This is a genomic window from Bacillus sp. CGMCC 1.60114, from assembly GCF_042676365.1.
Classification (GTDB): domain Bacteria; phylum Bacillota; class Bacilli; order Bacillales; family Bacillaceae_G; genus Bacillus_A; species Bacillus_A rhizoplanae_A.
Map to the genome: position 1 here is coordinate 421,083 of NZ_JBHTHG010000117.1, position 13,506 is coordinate 434,588.

The following is a 13,506-nucleotide window of genomic DNA, read 5'->3' on the forward strand; positions in this document are numbered from 1 at the left end:
ATATAGTTAATATGACATGTTATAACTAAAAGTAGGTGAAAGAAATGAAAAAGGGATTGAAAAGGTTTTTTACAACAGTGTTCTTTTTGGTAGCTGTAGTCGCAATCGTTGTTGGTTGTTCTGGTAAATTAGATACAAGCAGTAAGTCAAATAATCAAAAAGTTACTGGAGAGAAAAAAGAAAAAGTAGAGTTAACTATATCTGCTGCTGCGAGCTTGCAAGACGCTCTTGTAGAACTTCAAAAAACGTTTGAAAAAGATCATTCTAATATAAAGTTAAAATTTAATTTTGGAGCTTCTGGAGCATTGCAACAACAAATTGCACAGGGAGCACCAGTAGATTTATTTTTCTCAGCTGCAAAAGATAAATTTGATGCATTAGTTAAGGATGAATTCATTTCTAAAGAAGATGGTGTTGATTTAGTTGGAAATGAGCTTGTGTTAGTCGTTTCTAAGGATGCAGTTTCTGGTGTGAAAAACTTTGGGGATTTAACAAAAAAAGAAGTTAAAAGGATTTCAATTGGGACGCCTGAATCAGTACCAGCTGGTCAGTACGCAAAAGAGTTGTTTAAAAATACGAACATATGGACGAACATTGAATCAAAGGTTGTATACGCAAAAGATGTACGTCAGGTTCTTTCATATGTAGAAACAGGAAATGTAGATGCTGGAGTCGTTTATAAAACAGATGCCCTTTCTTCGAATAAAGTAAACATTGTAGCAACAGCAGATAAACAAACACACACACCTATCATTTATCCTGTTGGTATCATTAAGGATACGAAACATCGTACGGAAGCGAAGGAGTTTTACAAGTTTCTTCAAAGTAAATATGCTATGAAAACTTTAGAGAAATATGGTTTTACATCGAATTGAGGGGATTAAATGATTCAAGAATTCCTAACACCTCTGCAGTTGTCCTTTAAAGTCGCCATCATATCTGGACTCGTTGTTATTATTTTAGGAACTGCGGTGGGACGAGTATTATCTCAAAAGTCATTTAAAGGAAAAGTAATAGTAGAAACTATCCTAATGCTTCCTTTAGTTCTCCCTCCTACTGTTGTGGGATTCTTTTTGATTATTATCTTTGGTAAGCAAAGCATACTTGGAAAAGTTATTGAATGGATTTTTAAGCAACCTGTTATTTTTACATGGTGGGCAGCTGTTCTCGCGTCGATTGTTGTAGCCTTTCCACTTATGTATCAAGCAGCAAAGACTGGTTTCCAAGGGATAGATCACGATATTGAAGATGCAGCTCGAGTGTGTGGGGCTAATGAATGGCAAGTCTTTTTCTTTATTTCTATCCCTTTGTCTTTAAAAGCTATTGTCTCAGGAAGTATCTTAAGTTTTGCCAGGATTCTCGGTGAATTTGGCGCAACATTAATGTTTGCAGGTAATATTCCAGGAAAGACCCAGACAGTTCCAACAGCGATTTATCTAGCTATTGATTCTGGAAATATGAAGATGGCCTGGCTATGGGTTCTTTCAATTGTTTTGCTTTCCTTTATTATGTTGTTAATTATACAAGTAAAACAGAATTAATATCTGATTTTTTGAGCCTAATCTAAGTAATAAAGGCGCAAAGCCTATAAAGAATGAAATTGAAGTGAGCTCATTAAAACTCTATAATGTAGAAAGCTTTGTAACAGTACGAATAAGGAATAAAGTTCTTTACAAAATATTATCAAGACCTAATTCGTAAAAAAACATAAAAAATAAGGGATGATACATATTATTCATATATAATATGTATCACCCTTTTACTTCAAAACATCACACAATTAGCGCTTCATTCTCTATATCTAAAAAAGTTTTTAATGGCATCAAGACGTATATTATGATTACAATCTTCACAACAAAATATACTATTCTTATTTTTCTTAAATTGTTTATATTGCTAAGTTCCTTCATAAACTCTAAATTTTTTTCTACAACTAAAGCAAATTACCTCATATGAAAACATTTTTATCCCCCTCACATGATGCATTACTTTCGAGTAGACCTATCGAAGATTGTTATCAGTTCTTGAATATAATCCTGAACATTTAACTGGGGATTCCTCATTAATTTAATGCTAAAACTATCAATGCATTGTCTGATTGTTAACGCCATTACTCTTGCAGAATGTGCCATAAACTCTCGAAAAACTCCTTCTTTCATGTCCAAACATAGAATATTTTCAAATGTAAATTTGCGCCTTACGGTACGATTGCTCCCTCTACCTAATTTCAATAAGATTTGATAGTGCTAGAGCGAATTACCAGATTGTCCATTACCATTTTTTAATCCTAAACATATTCTATCGTAAAGAGTAGTGATTAATTGAGTTACAAAGATTTTTTCACTACTTTTTAAACTAATAAAAAAAAGGAAGTTGTAAATGGGAGAACGTCATGAGCGTCACGAAGATGAAATCCGTGAATTGTTACGGGCATTTCAATTAGTAGGAGCAAGGGTGGTACTATTTTTACCATCGTTCCATGTAGAAGGTTTAATTACTCGAATTGAAAAAAACTTTGTTACTCTTCGTCGTGGTAATGGAGAGGGCGTTGAAGTAGAAAGTAATGATTCTGGTATAGCCCTTGAAAATCCAAACCAAATTAGCGTGAAAATTAGCGGCATTCTATCAGTTAGTGATGATCGAGGAGCATAATAGCAAATAAACGTCAAAAAATGCACTGGGATTATGAAACACTCAGTGCATTTTTTTGTGGTTTAAGGAAAAGGCAAAATAAAAAAGCATAAATTTTATTAGTTTTACTTTACATGAATACAGTATAAAATCCTGATTTAAACAGAAAAATCTAAGATTACATTTCTCTATGGCTTATTACCTAATTTCAATAAGATTCGATAGTGTTAGAAAGGATTGCCAGATTGTCCATTACCATTTTTAAATCCTAAACATATTCTATCGTGAAGAGTAGTGATACAGTAAGTTACAAAGACTTTTTCACTACTTTTTAAACTAATAAAAGAAAGGAAGTTGTAAATGGGAGAACGTCATGAGCGTCATGAAGATGAAATCCGTGAATTGTTACGAGCATTTCAATTAGTAGGAGCAAGGGTGGTACTATTTTTACCATCGTTCCATGTAGAAGGTTTTATTACTCGAATTGAAAAAAACTTTGTTACTCTTCGCCGTGGTAATGGAGAGGGTGTTGAAGTAGAAAGTAATGATTCTGGTATAACTCTTGAAAATCCAAACCAAATTAGCGTGAAAATTAGCGACATTCTATCAGTTAGTGATGATCGAGGAGCATAATAGCAAATAAACGTCAAAAAATGCACTGGGATTATGAAACACTCAGTGCATTTTTTTGTGGTTTAAGGAAAATCAAAATAAAAAAGCATAAATTTTATCCCATATTAATGTGCAGTAAGACCCCCGCTGATGGAAGCTTAACTTTACATGAATACAGTATAAAACCTTGATTTAAATAGGAAATATAAAATTATATATGAATCAACCTATTAATGGTAATATTTATTACATGTAATAAATATGGTACACAATTTTTAGGTGTTTTTTTATGCTTTTATTGTCACCTTTTCACAGCTTGTGTTTATTATATAATACAACCTTTTCATTATAGGGGGTGTTTAAGTGTGTCTGTTATGCTCAAATCAAGAAAATAGTAAACCTAGATTTAGATTGTTTGACATAAACCCTATTCCTCTTATTGTTTCATTAGAACCCCAAACATCTTTTGATGATTCATTAGAATTTCAAAAATTACCCAATGAATTATCAAAACCACCAAATCCTTTTGGTGACTCATTAGAATCCCCAAAAGCTTCTAATGTTTTATTAAAATTACCAAAGCTTTTTGGTGATTCATTAGAATCCCGAAGATTTATATTGACAAAAGATAATTCACAGTTGCTATTAACTGAAGAATCTTCTTATTATCCAAAAAAATCGTCTAGTGATATGAAAGAAATAACAAATGAAATTAGAGAACTTTTATATGATTACCAGTTAGTCCATTTACGTATCACATTATTTTTAAATCAAATCCATATTAAAGGTTTTATAATGCATATCAGCAAAGATCTAGTTACGATTAGTGGGCAAAATGTTACAGTGAATAGTAATTCGACTGGCAACATTATAGAATCACCAAATAGAATCAATGTAAAAATTGATTCTATTCAAGCAATTAGTGATGGAGAGAAGCCTTCAAGTAATATAAGAAACTAGTGAGTGATTATCACCTTGATTAATAAATGATTTTAAACCTAAGAGATTGATGTTTATCTTCATTGATCTCTCTTTCTTTTTTAATAATATAATAATCCGAAATAATCAAAACAAATTACTCTGACTTTATATGGCTGTGAAGAAGAATTTACATAGACCGCTGTATTTGATACACCAAACAACATTGTGCTAGTTAATAAAGCAGTAGAAAGTACACCCCACTTTTCAAATGTATTACTCCTATAATTGAAATCGAATCCCATAATGGCCGAATGTGGAGCAAATGTAGTAATAGGTTTTGGTGGTTGCATGGGATGGTGAGCAAGTAGAAAGATTGGCTGGGATTGCCCTTGTGGTTTAAACATAGAATTTGTGATGGGATGCCCACCTGTATAATCGGGCCATCCATACCACATGCCTTGTCTAATCCATTGAAACTCGTCAGGAGAGTTATAAACAGGACAACTTCCTCGAACATAGATCCTATGGCTTCTATTTTTAATTATTCATAGAAGAGTAGTCTTCATTCCAAGTGATTGAAAAGCATGACTAGTAGGTAATACTGCATAAAACATAAGGCAGTGAATATTATAGGAAGTGGCAAATGGGATATTTTGAGGAGGGGTTTCAATGAAACGGTTTGTTCGTTATTGGTGTAAACCGATAATAGAGACAGGTTCAAATTCTCTTCATGTAAGAAAGATGGCACTTGCAACCCAGTTAGTAATCACAGCCTTATTGAGTACATTTGCTGCCATGTTTCAATCAGCAGGGGGGATTATGCCAGGGATAGGGTTTCTGATTAGTTGTCTAGCAACATTACCCATTTTTTTAGTCACTTACTTTTCAATCCGTCAAGGAATCCTTTCTTATATCCTTACGATTTTCCTCTTATTTATTATCCAGCCGAGTGAACTTATTATCTTTCCTTTCACAACGGGTTTATTAGGTATAGCGCTGAGTTTGGCTTTTTTACAATTTAAAAGGAGAATTGCGGTCGTTTCTTTTTCAGCGGTATGTTTAATGGTGGGGATTATGATAATCCTGTACGTATTCCGTTTTCCAGTGTTAGGTCCTACGGTTGATACAACTATGGATCTAAAGGTTATTGTATTAACATGTATATTAAGTTTTTTTTATTGCTGGATGTTTGCAGAGATTTGTAGAATGTTCATAAATCGGTTGTGTCATATATTGTCTTAAAATTTAGGTGGAAACATTCGTAAACAAAAATGTAGTAATAACTTGAAAAAGTCCTTTCAGAAAAATCTGAAGGGACTTTTCATTTACATAATCAGTGCTGGACGTAATTGCTTATTAGTAGTTAGTTCTTGTTTCTTTTATTATTAATAGAAATAACATGTTTATAAAGATTTCACTAGAGTAATCTTTATGAAATAAAATGGGGGAATTAATAGATGCAATCTGAAAGTATAGCACGCCATTTCAACACATTAAACCAGCAACGATATTGTTTTTTTCAAAAAATACAATTTATTTCAAATGATAAACTATGGGAGCAAAAAGAAGGAAAATGGTCTATTGGTGAGCATATATATCATCTATATTTAATTTTAAGAATGGTTAAAATTGCAACAAGGTTTTCTTTTGTTCTTATTCCGTATGCCAAAATGAGAAGGAAGAAAGCATTTGCTAATCAAATACATGATATTTATGCGGAGTATAAAGAAAAGCATGGAAGAGGAATGAAAGCACCTTTTATTTTAGTGCCACCGAAAAAGGTACTTCATACTATGGATAAAGAAGAGTTAAAGAGATTGCTGTTAAATGAAACAGATAAATTGAGAGAATTAGTTATAAATATTGAAGAAGATATTGCTGGACATATTGTATTTTTGGATCCAATGGCCAACTATCCTAACTTAATTCAGGCTATTCAACTTTTAGCAATACATGAAGGGCATCATTATAAAATTATTGAAAGGTCTTATATTAACATAATGAAAGAGTTTGCTACTGAAGGTGCAAGATAGAAGATATTTTTATTACTGATATTTGAAAAAAAGGTTATAGTATATTTTGCTGAAGAACAATGAGACAGAAATACATTTTAGTTGAATTTTTAAATTGATTGACATGGGGGATTTCTAGACAATATTGTATTTTTTTATATAACAATTATACGGTGGATTTTTCGCAATGAGGCTTATGGCTAAAAGAGAAAGGGAGTATATTATGAATGATATAAATGATAGACAAATTGTATCCACTGATGAGATATCAGATCGCTTAGTTATGAAAGCGATGGAGCAAAATCTTGCGATTATTCGTTTTAACATTAATCGTCGAGTTGCTTATGTTAACGATCTTTTTGCAAGAACGATGGGATACTTGCCAACTGAAATGGTTGGAAAATTGCATAAAGAATTTTGCTTCTCTGAGTTTACTAACAGTCCTAGTTATGAAGAGTTTTGGCGTGATTTATTAAACGGAAAAAGTTATCAAGATAAAATTGAACGTATGGATGCAGCAGGAAATCGAATTTGGTTGGAAGCTACATATATGTCTATTTTTAAGGATGATGGGAAAACAGTGGTGGGGGTTTCGAAAATTGCTACTTGATGAAACAGTTAATGAATTTGAATCTATTTCTGAATCGGCAAGCGCTCTAGATCGACAGGCTAAGCAATTCGTAGAAATTTTATAATGGATTTTAATTTGATAAGTAATTGAGCTAAGATTTATTTTGGGGCAATGATCGTATTTAAAATAGTTGATGCATTACTTCTATTTTGCAAAGAATCGATTTAGCTGCACTAAAAAAATGTAATCCTAACATCCAATTAGTATTATCTCTATTCCATATAAAATAAGCTGAATTTTCTATTTTAAGTAAAATTCAGCTATTATTTCAAACTGGAGTAGGGTACTACTGCCTAATTTAAGTTGTTTTATATGGTTCATATAAATCCCAAAATCTTTTTTTTCTTTTCGATTAATGCAACTTCTTCTGTTTTCACATATTTTTCGAATTTTCCCCCGACATGTGAGTGCATTCCCAATTCACGCCCTATTTTAGAATCAATGGAATATAGTAATACGGTTCCTTCTTCTTCATTTACTCTTATTATTTGAAATTCAATTCCTTTATACTGTGCAAATGGTATAACATCATATGCTGTTTCTAAATCGGTTGTTTTTACTTTTTTATAGTATAAATCTGAATTTAGTTTAAAAGGTAGAAACCCATTCTCGACATCTTGTGTATCTTTAGAAATTAATCTTAAGTGACCACCCATTTTAATAATTCTATATTCTTTCCCTTTGTAAATTGCATATTTATTATGTCTACTCATTATTCATTCTACTCCTCTCTTTTTTAGGGCTAGCTAAATTAAATATTTCTTAAGGTTTATTTTCTATTTGTGCACTGTTTATACAATGTTTAAGCATTCAGAACACTGTTATCTTTGAATAGATATTGATTTATATATATAAATTAGTTTTTTAGTATTCAGAATCTCTATTGTTTATTTGACTTTCTATAAAGCTATTATGGAATGTAAAACTGAGATGAACCTGAATTGAAACTGAAAATTAGCTGAAAATGAAGTGGCATATTTTGGAGTTGAACTGAAATGTATTGAGGAGGACTTTACAAACTTTCAGATTTTATTCAGACCAATTTAATATTTTTATAAGAATAAAAAATAAGATGTAGTGCATGTTTTGGTTCAAATATTAGCGATATCTGTCGTCATCAAATTTAAAAATTCTTTGTTCTCTAAACGAAAAAACGAACTAGACTCTTATAGGTAACCGAAGCAGGAGTAAACTCATAATTTAGAGGTACTTTAAAATGTTAATTTTATGGGTATCGGATAGCGTGCCATTATCATGGGATGATAGTTATATTAATTAGGGAGTTATATTATTTGCATAGGTGGAGGATTTTTTATAAAAAGATTAACTGTATATACAAAAAAGAAACGTGTATTAGATCCATTATCTATTTAGAGTAAGAATCTAATACACGTCTACACTATAAGAAACAATTGATATAATAGTGCACTATTGAGTTATTACTAATTATTATTTTTAATTTGAACATGTTTATTCCGCATTGCAAAGTAAATAGGAAGACCTAAAGCAGTTAAGCCTATACCACATAATGCTAGCGACGTTTGTGTGAAAAGTGTATTAATAACGATAAATGATCCGCCTATAATAGATATCATCGGTATAATAGGGTATAGAGGTACTTTGTAAGGACGTACAAGTTCTGGTTCCCTTTTACGTAAAATGAACACTGCTATAAATGTCATTGTATAGAATATCCATATAACAAACACTAACATATCTGTTAAAGTATTAAATCCACCGATTACCATCATAATGACAGAAACGCATAAGATAAATATTCCTGAATTATAAGGAACTCGACTATTGCTAGATAATGTAGCAAACCATTTACTGAAAGGCAGTTTGTTTTCTAATGCCATTGCATAAGGGATACGCATTCCTGTCATGATATATCCATTGATTGTTCCAAATACGGAAATTAAAATACCGATTGTAACTAATTTTCCTCCCATTGCTCCAAATAGAATTGTCGCTACTTCAGATGCAGGTGTATCAGTTCCTGCAAGCGATGTTGCAGACATAACCATAAGGAAAGCAATATTAATAAGTAAGTAAACAACCATAACAGTAGATAATCCGATTACGATTGCTTTAGGTAAGTCTTTTTTAGGATTTTTCATTTCTCCAGCGATATTTCCTACATGAATCCATCCATCATAAGCAAACATTGTTGCAAGTAAGCCAGATCCAAGGGCTGAAATAAGGGATTTACCTGGTCCTGCTTCAACTGGAAACAGTTGTAGAGTTACGTCGCCTTTGTGGAATAATCCAAAAATAATAAGTAATGCTAAAGGCAGTAGTTTACATATAGTCGATACAGTTTGAATTCCTCCAGCTGCTTTTGCACCTAAGAAGTTCATTAGCGTTACAAATGTTGCGGTAACAACAGCAATTCCAATAATCATCATCTTATGTTCATTCGCATTTAATCCAAATAAACTAACTGCTTGTGTTCCGAAAATAATAGCAAGTGCTGCAATATTGGCTGGGAAGTAAATGACTGTTTGTGCCCAGCCCAGTAGGAAAGCAGTTAAGTTTCCATAAGTACGCTTTAAATATGCCATCATTCCACCTGTTTCAGGAATAGCTGCCGAAAGTTCAGCAGCAGTTAAACCTGCGCAAACAGTTAGTATTCCACCGATTACCCATGCGAGTAATCCTAAACTCGCTGTTCCGGTTGCACCGTATAATGCAGTAGGCTTAAAAAATACACCTGCCCCAATAACGGTACCAATAACAGTGGTTAATGCTGCAAAGAAGCCGATTTCTTTTTTTAGTTGTGCTTGCGACATAATAATCACTCCTGTTTGGAAAAATACATGCAATCTCTGATGAATTCATTTTTATTTCAATTTTAAATAGTATATCCTCTCATTTTTTTAATAGTGCTTTATATTGATAAAATTTAATTTCGTTTGTGATATAATTCACAAATTTATAGAAATTACTATAGAGTATTTCCATATTCATATGTGAAAAAATCACAAAAGTAAGTAAAAAAATAAAATTGCATTTCATTTGAATTCATAAGAGATGTTACTCGTGACAAAGTCTAGCACAAGCTGAAAACGGATTCAATGCTTATTTGAATGAAAAAAGTTATTTAAAAATAAATAAAAACATTTTGTGAACTATTTCACAAAATGTTGACTCATCATTTTTCTGAGTGCTATCTTGTAGGTGTAAACAGGCGATTCAGACAAATGAGGAAATATAGAAACGTTTAATATATTCCGCAATTTTATTTGGATCGTATAACAAATAATGTAATGAATATTACATTTAAAAGGATGTGTCAACATGAAAATAGGCGTAGTAAAAGAGATTAAAAAAGGTGAAGCACGTGTTGGGATGACACCAGAAAATGCCCAGAAATTAATTAAAGCTGGACATGAAGTCTTAGTAGAAAAAGATGCTGGTGTGGGATCTGGTTATACAAATGAAGAATATACGAATGCAGGTGCTACTTTAGTAAATCAAGAGCAAGCTTGGGATGTTGATATGGTAGTAAAAGTAAAAGAACCTTTAGCGGAAGAGTATAAATATTTTAAGAAAGATTTAATTGTTTGGGGATTTTTACATCTAGCAGCTTCAAAAGAGTGTGTTGAAGCGATGAGAAAAGCGGGAACAACCGCTATTGCAGGAGAAACAATTAGTGAAAATGGAGTTTTAACGTTATTAAAACCGATGAGTGCAATTGCTGGGCGCCGGGCAGTATTTATGGGAGCTTATTATTTAGAAAAACAACATCAAGGAGAAGGTATTTTATTATCAGGGATAGATGGTATTCCTGCTGGTAATGTTGTCATTTTAGGCGGCGGTAATGCGGCAATTAATGCTTGTGATATGGCTGTTGGAATTGGTTGCCATGTAACGATTTTAGAGTTAAACAAAACACAGATTACTTATTTACAAGAAAAATATGCAAATGCTCCAGTTGAAATCATGAAATCTAATACTGAAAACTTAGAGAAAACAATTAAAAATGCAGACTTATTTATTTCAACCATTTTAATTCCGGGTTCTAGACCGCCGAAAATTGTGAAAGAGTATATGGTTCAGTCTATGAAACCAGGAAGTGTTATCGTTGATATTGCAATCGATCAAGGCGGGACGGTTGAAACGATTGATCACTATACAACACATAATGATCCTATATTTATTAAGCACGATGTCATCCATTATGCTGTACCAAATATGCCTGGGGCGACCCCACGTACTTCTACTATGGCGTTAGCGAATGGAAACATCGATTATTTATTAGCGATTGCTAACGATGGTTTAGAAGAGACTCTACAAAATAAACCGGCATTAGTACACGGTATCAATATTTATAAAGGAACCATTACTTATGAAAATTTAGGAACAACGTTAGGATTAGATTATAAACAATTAAAAGAGGTGTTAGTATGATTACCGAAACCTTGCCACTAAACATTGTTGATATAAAAAAAGCCAAACAAGTTCTTGATAGAAATGCTCGGAAAACACCCCTTGTTAAATCCTTTTATTTAACAAGTAAAACAGGTGGAGAAATATATTTAAAATTAGAGAATATGCAATTAACAGGATCATTTAAATTTCGCGGGGCATTCAATAAAATTTCTAATTTAACAGATGAGGAAAAAGCTCGCGGAGTTATTGCTTGTTCAGCTGGAAACCATGCACAAGGTGTTGCATTATCTTCACACTTACTTGGAATTAAAAGTAAAATTGTGATGCCAACTTCTGCTCCAAAAGCAAAAGTTGAAGCAACGAAAGGATACGGTTCAGAAGTTATTTTATATGGTGATACGTTTGATGATGCAAAAGCAAAATGTGAAGAAATTATAAAAGAAACAGGAGAAACATATTTACATCCATATGATGATGTAGAAGTAATGGCAGGTCAAGGAACAATTGGCTTAGATATTCTTGATGATATGTGGGATGTTGATACAGTACTTGTACCGATTGGCGGTGGCGGAATTATTGCTGGAATCGCAGTAGCACTTAAATCCTTTAATCCGTCTATCAATATCATTGGTGTACAAGCTGATAATGTACATGGAATGAAAGCTTCGTATGATAAAGGTGAAATCGTAGAGCATTACGAAGCACCTACTATCGCTGATGGATGCGCAGTGAAAATTCCAGGAACTTTAACTTTTGAAATTGTGAAAGAGTTAGTAGATGATGTTGTAACTGTATCAGAAGATGAATTAGAAGTAGCGATGAAAGATTTATTACAACGTGGAAAAGCTGTTGTAGAAGGCGCAGGAGCATTAGCGACAGCTGCTCTCCTTGCTGGTAAAGTTGATCCATATATAAAAGGGAAAAAAGTAGCAGCGATTATTTCTGGCGGAAATGTTGATTTAACTCGTATTTCTAGCGTATGTGAGCATTTCTTTGCGAATGAAGTAAAGTAGTAAAATAAAGTGAAACTTCCGTCAGTGGGGGGGCTTCATCCCCCACTGACGGTTAGTTGAACCAATCGGGCTTTTACGGGCAGTTACTCCCCACTTATCTTCTTTGCTTCTCTCTGAATCTTGAGGTGGGGGTCTACTGCCCGTTAATGCGGGATAAAAAATGAGACTGAACGATAGGCTCATAGAATATGAGAAGAGCTAAGAGAGAACCTCTTAGCTCTTCTTCGTAGAAGGGGACACCAATAGTAATTGTAATAGTTCAATATTTTTACAATAACGGATGAGAATTATTTGTCTTTTTTTGATTATTAAACTTGTAATAAGGTATAATACAATATAGTGAATAAATGTGACATCTTCAATTTGTCTTTTTTGTTAACAATATGAAATATAATGAAAAATTGTTGAAGAAACAGCATATTTTATATTACTATTTTTATGTAGATTTAAAGTTGAAAGAGAGTGGAACAAGTATGGGACGTAAGTGGAACAATATTAAAGACAAAAAAGCGTCAAAAGATGCAAATACAAGCCGCGTCTATGCAAAGTTTGGACGTGAAATTTATGTAGCAGCAAAACAAGGGGAACCAGATCCAGAATCTAATCAGACTTTAAGAGTTGTACTTGAGCGTGCAAAAACGTACAGCGTACCAAAGACGATTATTGATCGTGCGATTGAAAAAGCAAAAGGTGGTTCAGAAGAAAACTATGACGAACTTCGTTATGAAGGCTTCGGACCAAATGGATCAATGGTAATTGTAGATACATTAACAAATAACGTAAATCGTACTGCAGCAGATGTGCGTGCTGCGTTTAGTAAAAACGCTGGTAACATGGGTGTAAACGGATCTGTAGCGTATATGTTTGATGCAACAGCTGTAATTGGTCTTGAAGGCAAAACAGCAGATGAAGCACTTGAAATCTTAATGGAAGCAGATGTAGATGTGCGTGATATTTTAGAAGAAGAGGAATCTGTTATCGTTTATGCGGAGCCAGACCAGTTCCACGCAGTGCAAGAGGCATTCAAAAATGCTGGTATAACTGAATTTACAGTTGCAGAACTAACAATGCTTGCACAAAGTGAAGTAACACTTCCAGAAGATGCACAAGTGAAATTTGAGAAAATGATTGACGCATTAGAAGATTTAGAAGATGTTCAACAAGTGTATCACAATGTAGATTTAGGTGAATAAAAAAAACAGACCTTTGTTTCGTAGCAAAGGTCTGTTTTTTTTTAGAATGTTCATTGAAGTTTAAAAGATAAAATGAAAAGAAATAAAAAAACGTGTAA

Annotated in this window: 14 protein-coding genes and 1 pseudogene; 11 read left to right on the top strand and 4 right to left on the bottom strand. The window is 33.0% G+C overall.

Annotation, left to right across the window (positions count from 1 at the left end):
* Window positions 1–44 precede the first annotated feature (44 nt).
* Window positions 45–875 carry a molybdate ABC transporter substrate-binding protein gene (gene modA / locus ACFQZ1_RS20635; protein WP_377884028.1) on the top strand — a complete coding sequence of 277 codons (831 nt, stop codon included), beginning with the start codon at window positions 45–47 and terminating at the stop codon, window positions 873–875.
* A gap of 9 nt (window positions 876–884) precedes the next feature.
* Window positions 885–1,541 carry a molybdate ABC transporter permease subunit gene (gene modB / locus ACFQZ1_RS20640; protein WP_377884029.1) on the top strand — a complete coding sequence of 219 codons (657 nt, stop codon included), beginning with the start codon at window positions 885–887 and terminating at the stop codon, window positions 1,539–1,541.
* Between the two features lie 247 nt (window positions 1,542–1,788).
* On the opposite strand, the pseudogene ACFQZ1_RS20645 reads toward modB, so the two are convergent.
* Window positions 1,789–1,962 (bottom strand): annotated as a pseudogene (locus tag ACFQZ1_RS20645) (DUF2197 domain-containing protein).
* A gap of 417 nt (window positions 1,963–2,379) precedes the next feature.
* Between ACFQZ1_RS20645 and ACFQZ1_RS20650 the strand changes: the two are divergent.
* The 3 genes from ACFQZ1_RS20650 to ACFQZ1_RS20660 all read left to right on the top strand — a co-directional run bounded on the left by ACFQZ1_RS20650 (window position 2,380) and on the right by ACFQZ1_RS20660 (window position 4,203).
* Window positions 2,380–2,652 carry a hypothetical protein gene (locus ACFQZ1_RS20650; protein WP_377884030.1) on the top strand — a complete coding sequence of 91 codons (273 nt, stop codon included), beginning with the start codon at window positions 2,380–2,382 and terminating at the stop codon, window positions 2,650–2,652.
* A 339-nt stretch (window positions 2,653–2,991) separates the two neighbouring features.
* Window positions 2,992–3,264 carry a hypothetical protein gene (locus tag ACFQZ1_RS20655; protein ID WP_377884031.1) on the top strand — a complete coding sequence of 91 codons (273 nt, stop codon included), beginning with the start codon at window positions 2,992–2,994 and terminating at the stop codon, window positions 3,262–3,264.
* A gap of 342 nt (window positions 3,265–3,606) precedes the next feature.
* Window positions 3,607–4,203 (top strand): hypothetical protein, encoded by a 597-nt coding sequence (locus ACFQZ1_RS20660; RefSeq protein WP_377884032.1) that lies wholly within the window; start codon window positions 3,607–3,609, stop codon window positions 4,201–4,203.
* Between the two features lie 80 nt (window positions 4,204–4,283).
* On the opposite strand, the gene ACFQZ1_RS20665 is transcribed toward ACFQZ1_RS20660, so the two are convergent.
* A complete protein-coding gene (locus ACFQZ1_RS20665; RefSeq protein ID WP_377884033.1) occupies window positions 4,284–4,619 on the bottom strand; it encodes a hypothetical protein in 336 nt (111 codons plus the stop codon).
* A 214-nt stretch (window positions 4,620–4,833) separates the two neighbouring features.
* Here ACFQZ1_RS20665 and ACFQZ1_RS20670 point away from each other — a divergent pair, with 214 nt between their 5' ends.
* The 3 genes from ACFQZ1_RS20670 (at window position 4,834) to ACFQZ1_RS20680 (ending at window position 6,786) form a co-directional block, all read left to right on the top strand.
* Window positions 4,834–5,406, top strand: a complete 573-nt coding sequence (locus ACFQZ1_RS20670) for a hypothetical protein (protein WP_377884034.1) — start codon at window positions 4,834–4,836, stop codon at window positions 5,404–5,406.
* Between the two features lie 215 nt (window positions 5,407–5,621).
* Complete coding sequence (locus ACFQZ1_RS20675) at window positions 5,622–6,197, top strand: DinB family protein (RefSeq protein WP_377884035.1); 576 nt, start codon at window positions 5,622–5,624, stop codon at window positions 6,195–6,197.
* Between the two features lie 202 nt (window positions 6,198–6,399).
* Entirely contained in the window at window positions 6,400–6,786 is a 387-nt protein-coding gene (locus ACFQZ1_RS20680; RefSeq protein WP_377884036.1) for a PAS domain-containing protein, read from the top strand.
* A 338-nt stretch (window positions 6,787–7,124) separates the two neighbouring features.
* Here ACFQZ1_RS20680 and ACFQZ1_RS20685 read toward each other — a convergent pair whose 3' ends face one another.
* Both ACFQZ1_RS20685 and ACFQZ1_RS20690 read right to left on the bottom strand, forming a co-directional pair.
* Window positions 7,125–7,520, bottom strand: coding sequence for a hypothetical protein (locus ACFQZ1_RS20685; RefSeq protein WP_377884037.1), 396 nt, complete (start codon window positions 7,518–7,520; stop codon window positions 7,125–7,127).
* 729 nt (window positions 7,521–8,249) lie between these two features.
* Complete coding sequence (locus ACFQZ1_RS20690; protein ID WP_377884038.1) at window positions 8,250–9,599, bottom strand: APC family permease; 1,350 nt, start codon at window positions 9,597–9,599, stop codon at window positions 8,250–8,252.
* Between the two features lie 508 nt (window positions 9,600–10,107).
* On the opposite strand from ACFQZ1_RS20690, the gene ald reads away from it, so the two are divergent.
* From ald to ACFQZ1_RS20705, 3 genes are all read left to right on the top strand, one after another.
* Complete coding sequence (gene ald, locus ACFQZ1_RS20695) at window positions 10,108–11,220, top strand: alanine dehydrogenase (RefSeq protein ID WP_377884039.1); 1,113 nt, start codon at window positions 10,108–10,110, stop codon at window positions 11,218–11,220.
* Complete coding sequence (gene tdcB / locus ACFQZ1_RS20700) at window positions 11,217–12,215, top strand: bifunctional threonine ammonia-lyase/L-serine ammonia-lyase TdcB (RefSeq protein ID WP_377884040.1); 999 nt, start codon at window positions 11,217–11,219, stop codon at window positions 12,213–12,215. Before ald ends, tdcB begins: the two co-directional genes overlap by 4 nt.
* A gap of 473 nt (window positions 12,216–12,688) precedes the next feature.
* A complete protein-coding gene (locus tag ACFQZ1_RS20705) occupies window positions 12,689–13,408 on the top strand; it encodes a YebC/PmpR family DNA-binding transcriptional regulator (RefSeq protein ID WP_377884041.1) in 720 nt (239 codons plus the stop codon).
* The last annotated feature ends 98 nt before the right edge of the window (window positions 13,409–13,506 follow it).

Bases quoted from the DNA above. Each gene is read 5' to 3' on its own strand.
- modA (WP_377884028.1), top strand. From the start codon at position 45: ATGAAAAAGGGATTGAAAAGGTTTTTTACAACAGTGTTCTTTTTGGTA.
- tdcB (WP_377884040.1), top strand. From the start codon at position 11,217: ATGATTACCGAAACCTTGCCACTAAACATTGTTGATATAAAAAAAGCC.
- ACFQZ1_RS20650 (WP_377884030.1), top strand. From the start codon at position 2,380: ATGGGAGAACGTCATGAGCGTCACGAAGATGAAATCCGTGAATTGTTA.
- ACFQZ1_RS20685 (WP_377884037.1), bottom strand. From the start codon at position 7,520: ATGAGTAGACATAATAAATATGCAATTTACAAAGGGAAAGAATATAGA.
- modB (WP_377884029.1), top strand. From the start codon at position 885: ATGATTCAAGAATTCCTAACACCTCTGCAGTTGTCCTTTAAAGTCGCC.
- ald (WP_377884039.1), top strand. From the start codon at position 10,108: ATGAAAATAGGCGTAGTAAAAGAGATTAAAAAAGGTGAAGCACGTGTT.
- ACFQZ1_RS20680 (WP_377884036.1), top strand. From the start codon at position 6,400: ATGAATGATATAAATGATAGACAAATTGTATCCACTGATGAGATATCA.
- ACFQZ1_RS20690 (WP_377884038.1), bottom strand. From the start codon at position 9,599: ATGTCGCAAGCACAACTAAAAAAAGAAATCGGCTTCTTTGCAGCATTA.
- ACFQZ1_RS20670 (WP_377884034.1), top strand. From the start codon at position 4,834: ATGAAACGGTTTGTTCGTTATTGGTGTAAACCGATAATAGAGACAGGT.
- ACFQZ1_RS20675 (WP_377884035.1), top strand. From the start codon at position 5,622: ATGCAATCTGAAAGTATAGCACGCCATTTCAACACATTAAACCAGCAA.
- ACFQZ1_RS20665 (WP_377884033.1), bottom strand. From the start codon at position 4,619: ATGTGGTATGGATGGCCCGATTATACAGGTGGGCATCCCATCACAAAT.
- ACFQZ1_RS20705 (WP_377884041.1), top strand. From the start codon at position 12,689: ATGGGACGTAAGTGGAACAATATTAAAGACAAAAAAGCGTCAAAAGAT.
- ACFQZ1_RS20655 (WP_377884031.1), top strand. From the start codon at position 2,992: ATGGGAGAACGTCATGAGCGTCATGAAGATGAAATCCGTGAATTGTTA.